Origin of the sequence: Achromobacter deleyi, from assembly GCF_016127315.1 — a bacterium.
Lineage (GTDB): Bacteria > Pseudomonadota > Gammaproteobacteria > Burkholderiales > Burkholderiaceae_B > Achromobacter > Achromobacter insuavis_A.
Window position 1 is genome coordinate 6,050,370 of sequence record NZ_CP065997.1, and the last position, 18,655, is coordinate 6,069,024.

The following is an 18,655-nucleotide window of genomic DNA, read 5'->3' on the forward strand; positions in this document are numbered from 1 at the left end:
GCCCGTTTCCCCCCAGGCCGCCCTTGCCGGCGTGCCTTCGCCCCTCTCCCAAAAGGAACCCCGCCATGCCGCTCTGGAACATCTATCACCCACAGGACGCCTTTTCCGACGAGGACAAGCAGGCCATCGCCGAACGCATCACCGCGCTCTACACCGACCTGCCGAAGTTCTATGTCGGGCTGGTGTTCCATCCCGTGCCCAGGTCCTCGTTCTTCATCGGCGGCAAACGCGCCGACGACTTCGTGCGCATCTCGGTCGACCATATCGCCCGCCAGATCCACGAGGACGAGACCCGGCGCAGGTTCCTGGGCGCGGTCGGCCGGCTGCTGGCCCCCTATGTCGCGGACCGCGGGCTGCGCTGGGAAATCCATATCGATGAAACGCCGTTCGGGCTGTGGACCATCCAGGACATGCGCCCGCCGGTGCCCGGCACGCCGCAAAGCGAACAGTGGCGCGCGGACAACCGACCGACCGTGCCGGCCGTATCGGCCTGACCGTGCTGGCCGTGTCGGCCTGACCGCGCCGCCCGTCGCCCGTCGCCCGTCACATAACCGCGCTAGCGCCCGGCCCCAGCCGCTTCGCGCCATGACGCCGTGGCGCCGCGCCCTTCCTCGGCCAGGAATTCCACCAGCGCCGGCAGCGACGCATCCATCGGCCGATTGGCGTGGATGCGCATCACATAGCCCCACGATCCCGGCATGCGCAGGCCCGGCGTCAGCGCCACCAGCCGGCCGCTGGCCAGTTCCTCGTCGATCAGCGGCGCGCGCCCCAGGGCGATGCCGACGCCCGCCGCGGCCGCCGCCACCACCGTGCTCAGGCCACTCAGCACCAGCGGGTCCTGACCCGCGCTTTCCGGCAGGCCCAGCCGCGGACGCCAGGTGCGCCAATCGGTTTCGGGGCTGTCGATGTGCTTTTCCTCGAGCCAGCGATGGCGCGTGAAGACGGCCGGATCGTCGCGCTCGCCCGGCGCGACCAGCGCCGGGCTGCACACCGGCACCACGGTCTCGGTCATCAGCGGGATGTCTCCCGGCGCGGCCAGGTGCGGGCCCAGGCCACGCACGTGCAGGAACGCCAGGTCGATGTCCTGCGCCTTCCAGGCCGGATCCTGGCTGGCGTGCAGGAACACCTGGATGTCGATATCCGGATGCAATTCGATGAAGCGGCCGATGCGCGGCGCCAGCCACAACGCCGCCAGCGAAGGGTTGGCCGACACGTTCAGGTTGTAGCGCCGCTTGCCTCGGGCGCTGGCCCGGGCATTGCGGCACGCGGTCTCCAACAGGGTCAAGGCCTGTTGTACGGAAGCCAGCAACGCGGCGCCGGCCTCGGTGGTTTCCGCGCGGCGCACCGTGCCGCCCCGCCGCAGCAGGCTCACGCCCAGGTCGGCCTCCAGCGCGCGCAGCTGATGGCTGACGGCGCTCTTGGTGACATTGAGCTCGGCGGCGGCGCGGCTGAGGCTGCCCAGGCGGGCGACCGCCTCGAAGGCGCGCAGCGCCGCCAGCGGCGGCATGTGGGTGGGCAAAGTCGGCATAGGGTTGAGTTTATCTCAACCCATGATTGAATAACTATCGCTATCGCGCGCGCGGCGGATGCGTGACCATTCAGGCTCTGGAGGGAGCATTGATATGTATTTCGATTCGAGGCTTTGGCAACTGACCGCGGGACTGCGCGCCGCCATGGCGGGCGGCATCCTGCTCGGGCTGCTCGCGCTGGCGGCGGGCATCGCCCGCTATGTTTTCCTGGGCCAGCTGCTGGCGCGCGTGTTCGACGGCGCGCCGTGGCAGGACTGGCTCGTGCCGGCCCTCTGCGTCGGCGCCATGGTGCTGCTGCGCGCCCTGTTCGACCACCTGCGCACGGTGCAGGCCAACCGCTGCTCGGCGCAGGTGCAGCAGACGCTGCGCGCGCGGCTCTACGACCGCATCGTGTCGCTGGGGCCGGCCTGGTTCGCCAACCAGCGCACCGGCGGCGTGATGCTGACGGTGGTGGACGGCGTGGAGCAGTTGCAGACCTTCTTCGGCCAGTACCTGCCGCAGGTCGCCATCGCCGCGGCCGCGCCGTTCGCGATCTTCGCCGTCATCGCCTTCTGGGACGTGCCGACCGCGCTGGTGTTTCTGGTCGCCGCCCTGTTCGCGCTGTTCGGGCCAATGGCCGTGCACATGCTCGACCGCCGCGCCAGCCTGGCGCGCACCCGCTCGCTGAATGAATTCGGCGAGGAATTCCTGGACGCCGTCCAGGGCCTGCCGACGCTCAAGTCGTATGGCCAGGGCAAGACCTGGGGCGAGCGCCTGGCCGCCCGCGCCCGGGCCCTGTCGGACAATACTTTCTGGGTGCTGTCGGTCAGCCTGCTGACGCGCGGCATCAGCGACCTGGGCGTGGCGCTGGGCGCCGCGCTGGCGCTGACCGTGGGCGCCTGGCGCGTGGCCGCCGGCGACATGAGCGTGGAAGCGCTGCTGATCGTGCTGATGGCTGGCACCGAGATCTTCCGCCCGCTGCGCGACCTGCGCTCGGTGCTGCACCGGGGCATGCTGGGCCAGTCCGCCGCCGTCAGCATCCATGCGCTGATGGACGCGCAACCGCTGACCGCCGCCCCCGCCCCGCAAGCCGCGGCCACGCCGGCGCGGCTCGATCCGACCATTGAATTCGACGCCGTGGCGTTCTCGTATTCGCCGCAGCGGCCCGCGCACCAGGGCCTGTCCTTCCGCATCGCCGCCGGCGAGCGCGTCGGCATCGTCGGCCCCAGCGGCGCCGGCAAGTCCACCATCGTGCGCCTGCTGCTGCGCGAATGCGTGCCGCAGGCCGGCGCCGTCCGCGTCGGCGGCCACGACGTCAGCCAGCTCGACACGCAGACGCTGCTGAGCCAGATGGCGCTGGTCAGCCAGGACATCACGCTGTTCCACGGCACCATCGACGAAAACCTGCGGCTGGGCCGGCCCGACGCCAGCCACGAACAGGTGCGCGCCGCCGCCCGCGCCGCCAATATCGACGACTTCATCATGGCGCTGCCGCAAGGCTACGCCACCCGCATCGGCGAGCGCGGCCTGCAACTGTCGGGCGGCCAGCGCCAGCGCGTGGCGATCGCCCGCGCGCTGCTGCGCGACGCGCCCATCCTGATCCTGGACGAGGCGCTGTCGTCGGTCGACACCGAGAACGAGGCGTTGATCCAGCAGGCGCTGGACCGCCTGATGGCCGGCCGCACCACGCTGATCCTGGCGCACCGCCTGGCCAGCGTGATCGGCGCCGACCGCTGCCTGGTGCTGGACCAGGGCCGCGTGGTCGAGCAGGGCCCGCATGATGAACTGATGCGCCAGCACGGCCTCTATTACCGCCTGATGCACGAACAGGCCCTTGCGCTGAGCGCGCCGGCCGCGCCGCTCGCCGGCGCGATGGCGCATGACGCCACGCCCGCCGCGCACGCCAATGACGATGACGCCGGCGTCCAGAGCCCGGCGCTGCGCTCGCTGGACGCCGACGCCGGCCAGGTCGGCTGGCGCGCCACGCTGGCCACCCTGCTGTCGGTGGTGCGCCCCTGGCGCGGCACCCTGATCGCCACCATCCTGCTGGGCGTGGCGCGCGTGGCCGCCTTCATCGGCGTCGGCGTGCTGAGCGCGCTGGTGGTGGCCGCCATCCGCGACGGCCGCGACACCTCCGCGCTGATCATCGGCCTCTTGATCGCCGCGCCGCTGGCCGCGCTGTTCCACTGGCTCGAATCGTGGCTGGCGCACGCCATGGCCTACCAGCTGCTGGCCGACATGCGCGTCAAGCTCTACGACAAGCTGGAACGGCTGGCGCCCGCCTATCTGCTGCAACGCCGCTCGGGCGACCTGGTGGCGCTGGCGACGCAGGACGTGGAGATGGTCGAGTACTTCTACGCCCACACCATCGCCCCGGCCATCGTGTCGGTGCTGGTGCCGCTGTCGGTGCTGGGCTTCCTGGCGTTCTACAGCTGGCCGGTGGCGCTGGCGCTGCTGCCGTTCCTGGCCTATGCGCTGGTGTCGCCGGTGCGCGGCCGCCGCAAGGTCGACGCGCTGGGCGACCGCGCCCGCCACGCCCTGGGCGAGATGAGCGCCCACACCACCGACACCATCCAGGGCCTGGCCGACCTGACCGCGTTCCAGGCCACCGGCCGCCGCCGCGAGGAATTCCTCAAGGTGGCCGACCAGTACCGCGTGCGCCGCCTGGACATCCTGCGCGACCTGTCGCGCCAGACCGCCTGGTTCGAGACCGCCATGGGCCTGGGCGGGCTGGCCGTGGCCGTGGTTGGCGCGTTGCAGGTGTCGGCCGGCGCCCTGTCGGCCAGCATGCTGCCGCTGCTGGTGCTGATCGCGCTGGCGACCTTCCTGCCGGTGTCGGAGATCTCACAGGTCAGCCGCCAGCTGGCCGACACCATCGCCGCCACCCGCCGCCTGCACGTAGTCAACAACGAACCCGAGCCGGTCACCGACGGCCCGCTGCCGCCGCCGGTGGCGCCGCACGGCCTGTCGCTGGCGTTCGATCATGTGTATTTCACCTATCCCGGCAAGCGCCAGGACACGCTGCGCGACCTGAGCTTCACCGTGCCGGCCGGCGCCACCGTGGCCGTGGTCGGCGCCTCGGGCGCGGGCAAGAGCACCGTGGCCAGCCTGCTGCTGCGCTTCTGGGACCCGCGCCAGGGCGCGGTCAAGCTCGACGGCGTGGACGTGCGCCAGCTGCAGCTGGACGGCCTGCGCGAACGCGTCGCGCTGGTGACGCAGGACACCTACCTGTTCAACGACACGCTGGAAGGCAACATCCGCCTGGCGCGTCCCGACGCCAGCCGCGAGGAACTGGCGCTGGCGCTGGAACAGGCCGCGCTCAGCGATTTCGTGCGCAGCCTGCCCGACGGCCTGGCCACGCGCGTCGGCGAACGCGGCATGCAGCTGTCCGGCGGCCAGCGCCAGCGCATCTCGATCGCGCGCGCCTTCCTGAAGAACGCGCCGGTGCTGATCCTGGACGAGGCCACCTCGCACCTGGACACCCTGTCGGAGATGCAGGTGCGCGGCGCGCTGGACGTGCTGATGCGGCACCGGACCACGCTGGTGATCGCGCACCGCCTGGCCACCATCCGCGACGCCGACCTGATCCTGGTGCTGGACAACGGCACCCTGGCCGAGGCCGGCACCCACGACCAGCTGCTGCGCAAGCAAGGCGTGTACGCCAAGCTTGCCAGCCACCAGGGCGCGCGCGACCTTACCGCGGGTAGCGCAACGTCTCTTCCGACGTAGCGTTGCGCCGCACCTCGTCCGCCGTGAACCACACCCGCTTGCTGCCGAAGCGGTTGTACAGGTCGAACTGGTCGCGGGTGTGCGGCGACGGCGTGCCGTCCGGGGCGACGAAACCGCTCTGCCCCGGCGCCACCACGTCCACCGCCCGCACCGACTTGCCGTCGAACACCGTCATGTTGTTCTCGGTGCCGCGGTTCTGCGTGGCCGGGTAGCTCAGCACCGCCTTGGCGTCGGCCTGCGGCACGCCCAGGAAGTTCTTGGGCGCGAACACCATCGGCGGCGCCGGGATCTTCCACGCGGCCGGATCCTGGCCGTAGGCCTGGCGCAGCGCCGCCAGCGCATCGTCCAGCGCCGCCAGGATGACGTCATCGGCGCGCGCGCCGTTGAAGAAGTCATAGCGCTGCGGCACGCCGGCCTCGGGCCCGGCCAGGGCGTTGAACAGCACCTTGACGCCGGTGGTCAGGTTGAGCGAGCCGGTGGCCGGCGCCTGCGGCGTCGGATAGCCGGTGGCGCTGTACCACTTGAAGAAGTCGGCCGGCATCTCGTCGGCCAGCGTGCGCCGCAGCATGGCGCGCAGCCACGCGTCCATCACCGCCGGGCCGGCATTGTCGAAGTAGCCCGGTTCGCGTTCGCTGGTCATCATGCCGTCCCAGCCCGCCAGCCCCGCCACCAGCCGCACGCGCGGATCGTCGGCCGGCAGCCCTTGCACCGCGCGTTGCAGGAACGGCAGGAAATGGCGGCGGTTGACGTCGGCGTAGCTGGTGGTGCGGATCAGGTCCCACATCTGCTGCGCGCTGACCTTGCCGCCATTGGCGGTCATGGCCTTCAGGCGCATCTCGATCTCGGCGTAGCGGTCGGCCTGGCCCCAGACGATGGCGAACAGGTCGGTGGACGGGTAGCCGCGCATCGGCTGGTTGTTCCAGTTGGCGATGAAGCCCTGGCGCGGGTTGTAGACCTGCGGATTGCTGGAGAACGGCAGCAGGCCCTGCCAGTCCATCTCGCCCGTGCCGGGCACCGGCAGGCGCGGGTCGTGGCCCGGGCGGCGCTTGGGATAGAAGCCGGTATGGGCGTAGCCGATGTTGCCGCGGTCGTCGGCGTAGTACCAGTTGATGGTCAGCGCGTGGCGCGCCGCCTGCGCCTTCCATTGTTCCCAGTTGGCCGACTGCGTCTTGCGGGTCCAGGCCATCAGCGATTGCAGTTCAAAGCCTTCCCAGGCGCGCGCCTTGGCGTAGGCCACGTGCTGCGCGTCGTCGAACTTGACGATCAGGCCGTGCACGCTGCGGTAGACGTCCAGCGCCACCGGCGCGGCGTCCTTCACCAGGATCAGGTCGGTGCGCTTTTCCAGCGTCTTCCATTCGCCGTCGTGGAAATAGCGGCTGCGGTCGGCCGGATCCAGCTTTTCCGCGAAGATATCGACGTCATCGCCGAAGCCGGCGGTCGAGCCCCAAGCCACATGCGCGTTGTGGCCGAACAGGATGCCGGGATAGGCGAACGGCGTGTTGCCAACCACGTCGAAGCCGGCGCCGTGCAGGCCGATGCCGTAGGTGTAGGCCGGGTTCCACCAGCCGAACTGCGGACCGTTCAGCAGGATCGAACGGGCGTCCTTGGCATGGTCGCGGCCCACGATCCACATGTTGCTGGTGGTCGGGAAGCCGGCGATGCCCGGCTGGCCCGATTGCGCGTACTGCTCGGCCAGCCGCGCCCGCAGCGCCGCTGGCGCGCCGTCGACCACGCCGCGGGTGGCCGGGTCGCGCACCACGCGCTCGAGCATCGGCGGCGTGCCGTCATAGCGCGGCAGCGCATAGGCCAGCTTGTCCGCGCCTTCCGACTGGAACACCGCCGGCTGGTAGCTGCCCTCTTCGGGCGGCACCGTGGTCGGCGCGCGGCTGTCGGTCAGCCAGCGCAGCTGGTTGAAGATGCGCATGGCCTCGGCGTCGCCGTGCCTGTCCTTCAGGGCCGTCAGCAGCGCCAGGTTGTCGATCTCGCTGTTGGCGTCCGAGAAGCGGTTGGCCATGGTGCCGATGAAGATCATCGCCACGTCGTAGGCGGTCCAGTCGGCCGGCGCGAAGCCCAGGTCGTTGAACTCCTTGGGCATCAGTTGGCCCGGCTGCGCCCGCACCCGCGCCAGCCAGGCGTTCATGCCGGCCGCGTAGCCGTCCAGCACCTGGCGATCCGAAGCCGGCAGCGCCGCCAGCTGGCGCTGGATGCGCTCGGGCGAGAAGTTGCCGCGGATCGACTTGTCGAACGCCACCATCGACGCGCCCAGCACCTCGGCCACCCGGCCCTGGGTGCTGCGGCGCGCCATCTCCATCTGGAACAGCCGGTCCTGCGCCACCGCGTAACCGTAGCCGTAGAAAATGCCGTACACCGTGTCCGCATAGACGTGCGGCATGCCATAGGCATCGCGCCGGATCGTGACCTTGCCAGCGACGCCTTGCGGCGCTGCCACGACGGCTTCGGACGCCTGGCCCGTAGTGGACGCCACCGGCTGCGCCGCTATCGCGGGCAGGCACGAACTGGCCGCCAACAGGGCGGCCGACAACCATTGCTGCTTCATTGAATCTGTCTCCGTATCGAATGGGACCGCGCCGCGAGCCTGCCGCGGGCGATGGCGGCGCCTCTGCCGGGCGCCGTCCGCGAACCATGATACGAAGCCGCCAACTATAATTCCAATGCATTTGATTCATACGATTCATGCGGTTGGGACATGGACTTCCAGAAACTCAAGCACCTGCTCGCCGTGGTCGAACACGGCACCTTTTCGCGCGCCGCCGACAAGGTCAACCTGTCCCAGCCCGCGCTCAGCCGCAGCATCCAGTCACTGGAAACCGAACTGGGCCTGCCGCTGCTGGACCGCGGCACCCGCCAGGTGCGCCTGACACCCTACGGCGCCTGCGTCGCCGAGCGCGCCCGCCGCATGCGCTACGAGGAAGCCGAGCTGCGCCGCGAACTCAAGACCCTGGCCGGCGGCGAATCCGGCGCCCTCTCTATCGGACTGAGTCCAACCCCCGCCTCCCTGCTGCTGACGCCCTTCCTGGCCCACATGGCCACCCGCCATCCGCAGGTGCGCGTGGCCGCCGAACTCGGCGCCACCGCCGCCCTGGTCGAACAGCTGCGCGCCGAACGCATCGACGCCATGGTCTGCGACGCCCGCATGCTCTACGGCGCCGCCGACATCGAAACCCGCCCCCTCGCCCCCCTGCGCGCCGGCATGGTTTGCCGCAAGGGCCACCCCATCCTGGCCCACCGCCGCCCCACCATCGACCACATCCGCCACTACCCCGTCGCCTCCAGCACCCTGAGCCCCGAGGTCGCCCTGCGCCTGGCCGAAACCCTGGGCCCCGCCGGCGCCCCCGAACAGATGGTCACCGTGCGCTGCGAAAACCTGGCCCCCCTGGTCCACCTGGCCCTCACCACCGACACCCTGCTGCTGGGCGTCATCTGCGTCACCCGCCAGGAACAGCAAGCCGGCGCCCTGGTAGAAGTGCCCCTGTCCCCCGACCCCCAACGCCAGGGCCACTACGTCCTCGCCCGCCTGGCCGGCCGCAGCCCGCTAAAGGCCCAGGACGCGCTCTACACCTTCACTCAGCAATGCTGGAACGACTTCGCCAGTTTTCGACCAAAACAGCCGGCGTTGGGGAAGATGGAAAAGCTGGCTAGGACAACAAAGCCGTAGCGCGAGCGAGCCCCCTATGTCGCTGGCGACCGTGGCGATCATGTCGTTAACGCTGTAGTCGTTGCGTTCGGCCGTCTTCTGAGCGGTGTCGGCAAACACCTTGCGCGCGACGATCCGGGGCGGCACCTCATACCGGCTGAACCAGGCGCCCTTGATCAGGTCGCCACCCAGCGGCGTCGGGCGCTGCTGGTACTGCGCCGAGAATACGTACCGGCTGACGCGAGCGCCCTCCTGGTCCGTGCCGGCGCCGGCCTCCATGGCCAGCAGATCCGCCAGCGGCTCCTTGTAGGGCCAGTAGCTGAAGCGCCCTTTCTCGTCCCGTACGCTGCTGTCGACCTTGGCCTGCAGCTCGGCCGGCAGGCCTGCCACATACGCGTCGTCGATCAGCGCCGGGATGACGACCTGGTCCCATTCCGAGCCCAGGTTTCCGACCTGGATAAAGCCGGTCACGTCCTCCTGAGCCAGGCGCTGCATGATCACGATGATCGGCGTATCGGGGTTGGCCCGACGGCTTTTCACGGTGGCGATCAGGTCGCGGTTCGCCTTGGCACGCCGCGGCTTGCTGTAGGCGTCGCCGACCTTGAGCGGGTCATCGATGACGATGGCGCCCTGCCACCCTTCCGCCATATGACCGGCGCGAAAGCCGGTGATCTGGCCGCCGAGCGACACCGCGTAGACGCCGCCGGCCTTGCGACCATCGACCTCGATGTTCCAGCGTTTCTTACTTTTCGCGTCCGCGGCGACCTTCAGCGGCCACAACTCCTGGAACTCGTCAGACTGAACCAGTTCCTTGGCCGTCTGCGAGTTCAGCAGCGCCAGATCATCGGAATAGCTGATGTGCAGGAACCGGGCCCACGGGTTCAGCGCCAGGCCGCGGGCCATCAGGTTGATGGCGACCAGCTCGGTCTTCGACGAGCCCGGCGACACGTTGATGACCAGGTTCTTGATACGGCCGTCGATGACGTCCTGCACCTTCTTGGCGATCAGCTCATGGTGCCAGTTGACTCGGAACTTGATGGCCTGGCGGTGCTTGAAGAAGTACCGGCTGAAGAACAGGTGGTCCTGTTCGCATAGAGCCTTGGCCGTGGCGCGCAGGACGGCGGGGGCAGTATTCGCCTTGCAGCTTTGCGACGGCGGCGGCGACTTCTCTTTCATCCACCACCACCGTCTTCTGTTCTATCGGGCCGCCGCTGGCGCCTGTGTGTGCCCGCCTGTTCGTGAATGCGCCGCCCACCTCCTTGGCGACCTGCTCCAGCACACCGGCCGCGCCGACAACGTTGCCCCAGCTGATGTGCTTGTCGTAGATCCTGCCGAGCTGCCGCAGGCGAAACGCCTGGTCGGCGATGGGGATCTCGGCGATTTCCTGACGGAACCGTTGCCGGGTGTCGTGGAATAGCTGAACCCACCTCTTGGCCAGGTCTTTGCCGGCGACTTTGGTCGGGTCGTATTGCGCCACGTGCGTGCGGGGTACGTCTAGGCCGAATTCTTCCTTGACGGTTTTCGATACCTGGCTGGGGGTGTCCCAGCAGGCCAGGGCCTGGACGATGAAGCGCTTGTTGGCGTCGGTGATCTTTGCCATAGCGTCTCCAATGGAATATAAAGCAGTATCAGAATTCCGAGGACCCGATTTAATGCCCCCTCCCAAAAAAAGCGCTGGCTCTAAGACCGTCCACGACAAGATTGCCGAGTTGAGCGAACAGCGAAATGAAGAGCTTGAGCGCGCTTGGCAGACAAGTCAGGCTGCTGAGCGAAATTCGGCTAAAGGACGCGATGGCGAAGCGGCTATTTATCGGGCTCAGACCTGTTTCCATACAGATCGCTCTGATAAGCTCCAAGATGACAAGGGCGAGGTGCTGAGCGCGCATTTAGAGGAAAGCCTCAAGGTTAACGAAGATCCTGGGCAGCGCCCTCCGAAACCCTAAGCTGCTTTTAGGCAGCACCCACAGGCTCGGGCTACGTCCAGCCGCGTCACGGTTGGCGCAACGCCTAGGACCGCCACTAGGCGCTGAACATCCGCTGACGGCCCGTACCGGGCCACCACACTGATAAACTCCTCGACTTCGTGCCCTTAATGATGCGCCGGTCCGTACGGCGTACCGACGTTCGACCAGGAGGGCCGTACGGACCGGGAGCATGCATGATGGGTGGGCAGTCGGGATGACTGCAATGCCTTTCAGACGATGCGCCATGGCACTTACATAGCGGCCTGCGTCAGTCAAAAAAAGGATATCACCTGCAGGTCATCAAGCAGGCGCTTGCCGATAGCTTCCCATCGCGCATCTGTCAGTTTGGACGGGCGTCCCATGCGTACTCCAACGGGTCACAGTGCGGCCATGAACGCACCAATAATTTACATTTTGATATGATCCCGGCGAAACACTACCACAGAGTCGCCCATGGATGCGTTTACATTTCGATCGTTCTCCACGCCCACTGCGAGGCCAGAAGCAAACCCTGCTGCATTGTGGAGTTTGCAGAGCGAACTCATGAGTTATGCGGTCGAACTGTTTGGGCCTCGAAACCCTGATAAAACTCTCTACCAACCTGAGTTTGACCCCGATGGCCCACATGTCCGCCATCGCTGGAATTTCGACGGCGCATACGCGGAGTTGAGCGATACGTCAAAATCCGATTGGCCATGCGCCCTATACGAACTAGCTCATGAGACGGTTCATTTACTCGATCCCCGGGGCATCGCCGGTCAAGCTTCAGTGCCTAAAGCTAGCTTTCTGGAAGAGGCCCTAGCAACGGCCTACTCAATGCACTGTTGTCAGTTGGCCAGACTGCCCTTTAAGCCTCCTTCGGGCAACTACAACGTTGCAGTCTCCAATGCGGTCCGCCTTGGGCAGGATTTCTTCGGCATATGTCGTCGCCTCAGGGAGCGCTGCGGCCATTTCAGCGCGGCGACCGCGGAAGATATCATTGCTGTTGTGCCCAACTGCCCGAGAGATGTAGCAGAACTCCTCGCCAGTCCCTTCCCAGGTAGGGGCTATTGAACGCCCATCCGACTGCCCGCCGCAGCGAGCTGGACACGGCGGTTCTCGTCGTGCTGGCCGCGGGCGACAAGCCCGGAAAGAAGCACCCCGCGCATTTGCCCCCGCGCGGGCGCCGAGCCGGTTGCGGCGACTAATGGGTGTTTTTCTGCTCTTGCAATACCCATACCGAATCATTGTCGTGATCCGGTCATTAATCCTCATGGGGCTCTATGGCTCGTACTTTCAGCATGGCATTTGATAATGTTCCCGACGGCTTCGAGAAGCGCATGCATGCCACTCTGGAGGCACAGTCGCTGGTTATCTCTGCGGCACTGGCATACCTTGCCCACAACTCGGACAACAAGAATACGCTCAACGAAATCCGTTCCCAGCTTGACGCTCTGGCCAATGCGAATAAGCAGCTTTACCCAATACACGCGCGAGATCGCGGCTACGCGATGGAACACATCGGGACCATTTTCAAAGACGCCGAAGCAATGAAAAACGTCGAGGTCCCGTGGGCGAACGGCCGGGCGGAATCCGCGTAGATCTGCAATTTAAACGCCCCGGTAGGAATTTCCTACGGGGCGCTCAGTCATTCATCACCGGCCTCGGGTTTGCTCAAAATGAAGGAGGCCACATATATTTCCCATCTTTCTGCTCCACGTCGGGGCACGGTAAGTGCAAGGCAACTTGATGACGATTGACCAGTTTGAACAAGCTATGGCGTTTCTTGAAAAACAAATCGAGGCGCACCCTGAGAATAATGAGCTCCTGAACGCGTATCTAAAGCTCATCGAACTCGAATATCAGTACCGCACGAAGGATAGGGAATTCAGGCTCAAGGATCGCGAATCCCTTGACAAGCTAGAGGCTGAACGCGCGAAGTCCCAACGCGGCCGCAACGACCGCCAATAAGTCTCCCATCGCTTTTCTCCGCAACAGCCGAAGCTACGCGAACTCGACAAATTCAAGCCATTCCGTTCGCCCGTGGCAAGTCCTAAGGCACGTGAGAGACAGCCGGCGCCCGTGCGGCCCGGCGGACGGTTATCTCTGGCCCCTGCTCTCTGAAAACAAAAAGCGGCCCGGAGGCAGCTCGTTGCACGTACTGCAAAGCTAAGTGGACAACTTGAATGAACGGACGTTCTCATGAAGGAACTGTGCCACCTTTTGAGCATGCTCTATGGTGGCCGGCTCCTGCAACTCGAGTAAGATGCTCCCATTACCAATGCCGATATCGTCGTTCGCAGCTATCCAAATGAAGCAGGGTTCGCCTTCCTGGCGTTCTTTCACTTCCGCAGTGAAGGTTCTCTTCGACATGTCGCACTCCATCTAGGGATCGGAGAGGACATCGTACCGGCAAAACAAAAGCCCCGGCTTTGCTCGGGGCTTTTTCTTCAGGTCGCAATTGTCGCGATAGCGACAAGACTCTGCATATCTTGTCCCACATTATCAAGCGCTGTCGGCCTAACGATCCTCTCCAAGTCCACCACGATATCCGCGTCGCACATCTGTACGTCCAGGCGCTTCAACGCGGCGCGACGTGCGCCTTCCACCAGCACGCGATAGGCTGGCGCCGGGCGGCCAATGTTCGACTTGGGCACGTCGAAGCGATCGGACAGATCACGCAGTCGCGGCCGGCCACGCAAGATATTGGTGACCAGCAGGCCGGTCAGTTCACGCTCACAACCGTCGGCGAGCCCTTCCGGGTTAAACCATTCCGAGATCAGACATGCGCTGGCCTTGGCCTCTTCACCCGTCCCATGCTGGGCCCGCAGAATGTGAAAGCCCAAACTGTCGCCCAGTGTCCGCTCCATCAGCTTCACGATGAACACAGTCTGCGCATGCCATTCATGCAGCGTCAGCCCTGGAAGAGCCTTGCACTCATACTCCACGTCGAACCGCTCACGCAGGGCCTCGCAGACCTACTGCGTCGGGTTCTTCGGCTCGATGGGCATGTCCAACATCAGATAGGCCACAGCAATCGCGCGCTCGGGGCACGAAAACGTTCCGGCTTCACGCAGCATCCTTCCCTCCCCGAGAAACTTATCCCTGCCGGCAGCAACAAACGCCCGGATCACCCCTCCGGCAACCACTCCTCCAACGTCACCTCAAACGTCATACAAACAGGATTAGCCCCCGGCACAAACACCCCCCCATGCACCCGCCCCGCCGGATCCGCCACCACCCCCGACAGCGACGCCACCACCGACCCATCCGCCTGCGCCCGCACCTCCCCAGCCAGGCTGACAATCTCCACCGCAGGCCCCTCCAGCCACCGCACCCCGCCCCCCCGCGCATACAGGCAGGCATCCACCAGACTCCCCAGCGCCCCCCGCACGAACGCATTCCGGAACCCCTCCGCCAGGCACAGCTTCTCCACCGCCTGCACCAGATCCTCGTTGGGTCCGATGCGCGCATACGCCACCCGCCCCATGCTTCCGCTTTCGACCTCGGCCGGCATCATCGTCAGATCTCCCGCGGCTGCAGCAGCCGCAAATTGGTTTCGGCGTCATAGGTGGCGCGCAGCTCGAACCCTTCCAGCGCCGTCACCAGCACCGTCACTGGCGCCGCGCCCACGATCGTCGTCTGCGGGATCAGGTGCCCGCCCAGCAGCGCGCCGCTCTCATCGCAGAAGGCCGCGTGGCAGTGCACCAGCGGCTCGCCCGCATCGCCCTTGCCCAGCGTGGCATTGCCGAAGATCAGCGTGGACGCGCCCGCCGCGATCGGCGCGGTGTACGCCACCACCCGCAGATGGGCCGGGTCCGGCGGCGCCGTGCAGTAATCGAGATGGCTGAAGGCGCCGCTGAGCAGCGTCATGGAGGCGTTCTCCACCCCCAACGGCGCCAGCCCCTCGACCAGCGCCTCGAACAGGCTGGCGCCCGGCTGCAGCGCCAGGCGGATATGGCGGCCGTGCCGCGCGCAGCGGCTGTGTATTCGTATGGGGTTGAAGGCCCCCGGGTGTATCAGCGTCCTGGGACGGGGCAAAGTCGGTGCGCCCCGCAACGAACGATCCACGGTGGTGGTTCGCATGATGTGCACTCCGTGCGCTTGTGGCGCGAGATGGGAATGGAATGTGGGAATGGCGGGAGGCGGCGGCTCAGTGCACCGCCGGCAGCATGCCCGCCGCGGTGAAGCCGCCGTCTACGCAGATCACCTGCCCCGTCACGTAGCTGGACAGCGATTCGTCCAGCAGCCAGCCGATGGTGCCGTTCAGTTCCTCCGGCGCCGCGTAGCGATGCTGCGGCACCACCTGGCGCCAGGCCGCGCGCGCCGCTTCGGTGTGCATCTGGCCCACCAGCGGCGTCTCGATCGGCCCCGGCGCCACCGCGTTCACGCGGATGCCGTAGGCGGCCAGCTCCACCGCCATCACCCGCGTCAGCGTCACCACCCCGCCCTTGGACGCCCCGTACGCCGCGCGGCCCGCGTTGCCGCGAATGCCCGACACCGAGGCGATGTTCACGATCGAGCCGCGTCCGCGTTCGCGCATGCGGCGGGCCGCCTCGCGCGCCACCACGAACGAGCCCACCAGGTTCACCTCCAGGATCCGCCGCAGCAGCGCCGCGTCGGTGTCCAGGAACGGCACGTCGCGGCCGATGCCGGCCGAATTGACCAGCCCGGCGATCGGGCCGAAATCGGCCTCCAGCCGTGCCATGGCCTCGGTCACCTGCGCCTCGTCGGACACGTCCAACCGCACGCAGCCCAGGCGTTCCTCCGATGCCAGGCCGCGCACCTCATCCAGCCGCTCCTGCGATACGTCGGCCACCAGCACCCGGCGTCCCGCGTCCAGCAGGCCCCGCGCGACGGCCAGGCCGATGCCCGACGCGCCGCCCGTGACCAGCACCGCTTCCTGCGCTCCATCCATGATTCGGTCTCCTCGTTATGTACTGCGTTGTCTCTCCCTCCTGCCATCGCGGCCGCCACGCCGGCGGCCGCGACGTCCTGCTAACCGGCCGCCAGGTAGCCGCGCTCGCGCAAGGCGTCGCGCACCAGCTTCTTGGTGATCTTGCCGTAGCCCGAGCGCGGCAGCGCGTCCCAGAAGAACACCTGGCGGGGCAGCTTGTAGCGCGCCATGCGCGGTGCCAGCCAGGCCAGCAGCGCGTCCTGTTCCAGCGCCTGGCCCGGGCGCAGCACGCAGACCATCACGCCCACTTCGCCCCATACCGGATCCGGCACGCCCAGCACCGCCGCTTCCGCCACCGCCGGATGGGCCAGCACCTTTTCCTCGACTTCGCGCGGATAGATGTTGGAGCCGCCCGAGATGTACATGTCGGATTCGCGGCCGGTGATGTAGAGATAGCCTTCCTCGTCCTGGTAGCCCAGGTCGCCGGTGCGGAACCAGCCGTCGCGGAAGGCCTTGGCGTTGGCCTGCGGGTTGGCGTAGTAGCCGGCGAACACCGCCGGGCCGCAGACGCAGATCTCGCCGGTCTGGCCCGCCGGCAGCGGCCGGCCGGCGTCATCCTGGATGCTGATCTGCATGCCGGTGCGCTCGTAGCCGCAGGTGCCGACGCGGGCCTCGGGACCATCACCGCCATGGTGCTGCGCCGGCGGCAGCACGGTGATGTTGCCGGTCACCTCGCCCAGCCCGAAATACTGCACCAGCACGCCGCCCAGCTTGTCCAGCGCGCGCTTCTGGTCCTCGCGGTACATCGGCGCGCCGGCGTAGATCACGTGGCGCAGGCTGCCGTGGTCGAAGGCATCCACCGCCGGATGCTCCACCAGCAACTTGACGATGGTCGGCACGGTGAACATGTTGGTCACCCTGTGAGCCTGCACCAGGCGCCAGGCCTCTTCCGGGTCGAAGCGCTCGCCTTCGGGCAGCACGGTGGCGGCGCCACGCGCCACCTGCGTCAGGAAGTGGATGCCCGCGCCGTGCGACAGGGGCGCCACCACCAGGCTGACGTCGTCCTCGGTGGTGCCCGGCATCAGGTCGCACAGGTGGTTGGTCACCACGAACGCCATCTGCCCATGAGTCAGCACGGCCGCCTTGGGGTGCCCGGTGGTGCCGGACGTGAAGAAGAACCAGCAGGGGTCGTCGTAGTCGACGTCGGCGCAGGGGCGCGGCGCATCGGCCAGCCGCGCCGCGATCAGGGTGGCGGTGTCGGCCTCGCCGAACTCGCCCGGCCCCAGCCGCGCCAGCAGGGCCAGGCCGGGCATCGCCTGCGCCACCGCGGCCGCGTGCGCCGGCGACTGGCCTTCGCACAGGAACGCCTTGACGCCCGCCGCCTGCGCCAGGTAGACCGCCTCGTCCGGCGAGATGCGGCAATTGGTCGGCACCCACACCGCGCCCAGCCGCAGCACGGCGAACAGGGTCTCGGCGAACGCGAAGCTGTTGCGCGCATGCACCAGCACCCGGTCGCCCTTGCCCACGCCGCGCTCGGCCAGCGCCTGCGCCAGGGCGGCGGTGCGCGCGTCCAGCTCGCGCCAGCTGAGCCGGGCTTCGCCGCAGACCAGCGCGGCACGCGCCGGATGGCGGCGCGCCGCCTGCACCAGGAAATGCGCCAGGTTCATGGCCCGGCGCGACACCGGCGCCACGCCGCCCGGCGGCGCCAGGGCCGGCTGCAACGGGCCGCTCATTTGACGCGCTCCAGGATGCTGACGTAGTTGGCCACGGCCGCGCCGCCCATGTTGAAGACGCCGGCCAGCGTCGCGTCCGGCACCTGCATGGCGCCGGCCTCGCTGGCCAGTTGCAGGCACGCCATGACGTGCTGCGACACGCCGGTGGCGCCCACCGGATGGCCCTTGGCCTTGAGCCCGCCCGAAGGGTTGACGGGCAGGCGTCCGCCCTTCTGCACCCAGCCTTCCCGCAACGCCCGCACGCCGTGGCCGCGCGGCGCCAGGCCCATGGCCTCGTACTCGATCAGTTCGGCGATGGTGAAGCAGTCGTGCGTTTCCACCAGGCTCAGGTCGTCCAGGGTCGCGCCGGCATCGGCCAGCGCCTCGCGCCAGGCGCGCGCCGCGCCCTCGAAGGCAATCGGATCGCGCCGGCTCAGCGGCAGGAAGTCATTGACGTGGCGGCGCGCGCGAAAGCCGATGGCGCGGCGCAGGCCCGCCGCCGTTTCCGCGTCGGCCAGCACCAGCGCCGCCGCGCCGTCGGAAATGGGCGAGCAATCGGTGCGCCGCAACGGCGCCGCCACATAGGGATTCCGGTCGGAGACGGTATTGCAGAACTCGAAGCCCAGGTCCTTGCGGATCTGCGCGTAGGGATTGTCCAGCGCGTTGGCGTGGTTCTTGGCGGCGATGCGGGCCAGCGCCTCGCCGTGGTCGCCGTGGCGCTCGAAGTAGGCCGTGGCGATGCGGCTGAACACGCCGGCAAAGCCGCCCGGCAGCGTGGCCTCTTCCTTGCGGTAGCTGGCATTGAGCAGGATGTCGCCGGTGTCCTCGGTGGAGCGCGCGGTCATCTTCTCGGCGCCCACCACCAGCGCCACGCGGCCGCGTCCCGCCTCGATGAAATCCATGGCCGCGTACAGCGCGGCGGACCCGGTGGCGCAGGCATTTTCCAGGCGGGTGGCGGGCACGTACGCCAGCCCAGGATCGGCCAGCGCCACCAGCGCGGCCTGGAAGTCCTGCTTCTGAAAGCCGCTGTTCATCACGCCGGCATAGATCCCGTCCACGTCCCCGGCGCCGATGCCCGCATGCGCCAGGGCGGCGCCCGATACCCGCGCCATCAGGCTTTCGGTATCGGGATCGTCGAGTTTGCCGAACGGGACATGTGACCATCCCACGATGACGGCACGCTTGCTCATTGCTGTCTCCTCTGTTGGCGG

Annotated in this window: 17 protein-coding genes and 1 pseudogene; 7 read left to right on the plus strand and 11 right to left on the minus strand. The window is 67.5% G+C overall.

Annotated features, from left to right (window positions below; all coding sequences use genetic code 11):
* Positions 1–65 precede the first annotated feature (65 nt).
* Positions 66–494 (plus strand): tautomerase family protein, encoded by a 429-nt coding sequence (locus I6I07_RS27230; RefSeq protein WP_198484454.1) that lies wholly within the window; start codon positions 66–68, stop codon positions 492–494.
* Positions 495–556: 62 nt separating this feature from the next.
* On the opposite strand, the gene I6I07_RS27235 is transcribed toward I6I07_RS27230, so the two are convergent.
* A complete protein-coding gene (locus tag I6I07_RS27235; RefSeq protein WP_198484455.1) occupies positions 557–1,528 on the minus strand; it encodes a LysR substrate-binding domain-containing protein in 972 nt (323 codons plus the stop codon).
* 94 nt (positions 1,529–1,622) lie between these two features.
* Between I6I07_RS27235 and I6I07_RS27240 the strand changes: the two genes are divergently transcribed.
* Positions 1,623–5,237: an ATP-binding cassette domain-containing protein gene (locus tag I6I07_RS27240; protein WP_198484456.1), complete on the plus strand. Its 3,615-nt coding sequence runs from the start codon at positions 1,623–1,625 to the stop codon at positions 5,235–5,237.
* Here the strand turns inward: I6I07_RS27240 and I6I07_RS27245 are convergent.
* Complete coding sequence (locus tag I6I07_RS27245; RefSeq protein ID WP_198484457.1) at positions 5,203–7,794, minus strand: penicillin G acylase; 2,592 nt, start codon at positions 7,792–7,794, stop codon at positions 5,203–5,205. The two genes, I6I07_RS27240 and I6I07_RS27245, sit on opposite strands and share 35 nt — an antisense overlap.
* A 150-nt stretch (positions 7,795–7,944) precedes the next feature.
* Here I6I07_RS27245 and I6I07_RS27250 point away from each other — a divergent pair, with 150 nt between their 5' ends.
* Complete coding sequence (locus I6I07_RS27250; RefSeq protein ID WP_198484458.1) at positions 7,945–8,913, plus strand: LysR family transcriptional regulator; 969 nt, start codon at positions 7,945–7,947, stop codon at positions 8,911–8,913.
* Between the two features lie 48 nt (positions 8,914–8,961).
* Here I6I07_RS27250 and I6I07_RS27255 read toward each other — a convergent pair.
* Both I6I07_RS27255 and I6I07_RS27260 read right to left on the minus strand, forming a co-directional pair.
* Positions 8,962–10,008: pseudogene (locus tag I6I07_RS27255) on the minus strand (hypothetical protein); the annotation flags it as partial.
* Positions 9,902–10,492, minus strand: a complete 591-nt coding sequence (locus I6I07_RS27260; RefSeq protein WP_198484459.1) for a DUF2280 domain-containing protein — start codon at positions 10,490–10,492, stop codon at positions 9,902–9,904. The gene I6I07_RS27260 and the pseudogene I6I07_RS27255, both read right to left, overlap by 107 nt.
* Before the next feature lie 52 nt (positions 10,493–10,544).
* On the opposite strand from I6I07_RS27260, the gene I6I07_RS27265 reads away from it, so the two are divergent.
* The 4 genes from I6I07_RS27265 to I6I07_RS27280 all read left to right on the plus strand — a co-directional run bounded on the left by I6I07_RS27265 (position 10,545) and on the right by I6I07_RS27280 (position 12,806).
* On the plus strand, positions 10,545–10,835 hold the full coding sequence (locus tag I6I07_RS27265; protein ID WP_198484460.1) for a hypothetical protein: 291 nt from the start codon (positions 10,545–10,547) through the stop codon (positions 10,833–10,835).
* A gap of 474 nt (positions 10,836–11,309) precedes the next feature.
* Positions 11,310–11,909 carry a hypothetical protein gene (locus I6I07_RS27270; protein WP_198484461.1) on the plus strand — a complete coding sequence of 200 codons (600 nt, stop codon included), beginning with the start codon at positions 11,310–11,312 and terminating at the stop codon, positions 11,907–11,909.
* Positions 11,910–12,175: 266 nt separating this feature from the next.
* A complete protein-coding gene (locus I6I07_RS27275) occupies positions 12,176–12,436 on the plus strand; it encodes a hypothetical protein (RefSeq protein WP_198484462.1) in 261 nt (86 codons plus the stop codon).
* A 148-nt stretch (positions 12,437–12,584) separates the two neighbouring features.
* Positions 12,585–12,806, plus strand: coding sequence for a hypothetical protein (locus tag I6I07_RS27280; protein WP_198484463.1), 222 nt, complete (start codon positions 12,585–12,587; stop codon positions 12,804–12,806).
* Between the two features lie 198 nt (positions 12,807–13,004).
* Here the strand turns inward: I6I07_RS27280 and I6I07_RS27285 are convergent, their stop codons facing one another.
* The 7 genes from I6I07_RS27285 to I6I07_RS27315 all read right to left on the minus strand — a co-directional run bounded on the left by I6I07_RS27285 (position 13,005) and on the right by I6I07_RS27315 (position 18,634).
* Positions 13,005–13,208 (minus strand): hypothetical protein, encoded by a 204-nt coding sequence (locus I6I07_RS27285; RefSeq protein ID WP_198484464.1) that lies wholly within the window; start codon positions 13,206–13,208, stop codon positions 13,005–13,007.
* Positions 13,209–13,285: 77 nt separating this feature from the next.
* Positions 13,286–13,723 (minus strand): hypothetical protein, encoded by a 438-nt coding sequence (locus I6I07_RS27290; RefSeq protein ID WP_232625769.1) that lies wholly within the window; start codon positions 13,721–13,723, stop codon positions 13,286–13,288.
* Between the two features lie 242 nt (positions 13,724–13,965).
* On the minus strand, positions 13,966–14,355 hold the full coding sequence (locus tag I6I07_RS27295) for a PPC domain-containing DNA-binding protein (protein WP_054460905.1): 390 nt from the start codon (positions 14,353–14,355) through the stop codon (positions 13,966–13,968).
* 2 nt (positions 14,356–14,357) lie between these two features.
* Positions 14,358–14,921, minus strand: a complete 564-nt coding sequence (locus I6I07_RS27300) for a PPC domain-containing DNA-binding protein (protein WP_198484465.1) — start codon at positions 14,919–14,921, stop codon at positions 14,358–14,360.
* 67 nt (positions 14,922–14,988) lie between these two features.
* Positions 14,989–15,753 (minus strand): SDR family NAD(P)-dependent oxidoreductase, encoded by a 765-nt coding sequence (locus tag I6I07_RS27305; RefSeq protein ID WP_061071632.1) that lies wholly within the window; start codon positions 15,751–15,753, stop codon positions 14,989–14,991.
* Positions 15,754–15,833: 80 nt separating this feature from the next.
* Positions 15,834–17,465 carry an acyl-CoA synthetase gene (locus I6I07_RS27310; RefSeq protein ID WP_198484466.1) on the minus strand — a complete coding sequence of 544 codons (1,632 nt, stop codon included), beginning with the start codon at positions 17,463–17,465 and terminating at the stop codon, positions 15,834–15,836.
* On the minus strand, positions 17,462–18,634 hold the full coding sequence (locus I6I07_RS27315; RefSeq protein ID WP_198484467.1) for an acetyl-CoA acetyltransferase: 1,173 nt from the start codon (positions 18,632–18,634) through the stop codon (positions 17,462–17,464). The genes I6I07_RS27310 and I6I07_RS27315 overlap by 4 nt, the downstream gene beginning before the upstream one ends.
* Positions 18,635–18,655 lie beyond the last annotated feature (21 nt).

Coding starts and splice junctions, on each gene's coding strand:
- I6I07_RS27260 (WP_198484459.1), bottom strand. CDS start 10,492: ATGGCAAAGATCACCGACGCCAACAAGCGCTTCATCGTCCAGGCCCTG.
- I6I07_RS27230 (WP_198484454.1), top strand. CDS start 66: ATGCCGCTCTGGAACATCTATCACCCACAGGACGCCTTTTCCGACGAG.
- I6I07_RS27275 (WP_198484462.1), top strand. CDS start 12,176: ATGCATGCCACTCTGGAGGCACAGTCGCTGGTTATCTCTGCGGCACTG.
- I6I07_RS27295 (WP_054460905.1), bottom strand. CDS start 14,355: ATGATGCCGGCCGAGGTCGAAAGCGGAAGCATGGGGCGGGTGGCGTAT.
- I6I07_RS27305 (WP_061071632.1), bottom strand. CDS start 15,753: ATGGATGGAGCGCAGGAAGCGGTGCTGGTCACGGGCGGCGCGTCGGGC.
- I6I07_RS27245 (WP_198484457.1), bottom strand. CDS start 7,794: ATGAAGCAGCAATGGTTGTCGGCCGCCCTGTTGGCGGCCAGTTCGTGC.
- I6I07_RS27280 (WP_198484463.1), top strand. CDS start 12,585: ATGACGATTGACCAGTTTGAACAAGCTATGGCGTTTCTTGAAAAACAA.
- I6I07_RS27285 (WP_198484464.1), bottom strand. CDS start 13,208: ATGTCGAAGAGAACCTTCACTGCGGAAGTGAAAGAACGCCAGGAAGGC.
- I6I07_RS27300 (WP_198484465.1), bottom strand. CDS start 14,921: ATGCGAACCACCACCGTGGATCGTTCGTTGCGGGGCGCACCGACTTTG.
- I6I07_RS27250 (WP_198484458.1), top strand. CDS start 7,945: ATGGACTTCCAGAAACTCAAGCACCTGCTCGCCGTGGTCGAACACGGC.
- I6I07_RS27270 (WP_198484461.1), top strand. CDS start 11,310: ATGGATGCGTTTACATTTCGATCGTTCTCCACGCCCACTGCGAGGCCA.
- I6I07_RS27265 (WP_198484460.1), top strand. CDS start 10,545: ATGCCCCCTCCCAAAAAAAGCGCTGGCTCTAAGACCGTCCACGACAAG.
- I6I07_RS27315 (WP_198484467.1), bottom strand. CDS start 18,634: ATGAGCAAGCGTGCCGTCATCGTGGGATGGTCACATGTCCCGTTCGGC.
- I6I07_RS27235 (WP_198484455.1), bottom strand. CDS start 1,528: ATGCCGACTTTGCCCACCCACATGCCGCCGCTGGCGGCGCTGCGCGCC.
- I6I07_RS27240 (WP_198484456.1), top strand. CDS start 1,623: ATGTATTTCGATTCGAGGCTTTGGCAACTGACCGCGGGACTGCGCGCC.
- I6I07_RS27310 (WP_198484466.1), bottom strand. CDS start 17,465: ATGAGCGGCCCGTTGCAGCCGGCCCTGGCGCCGCCGGGCGGCGTGGCG.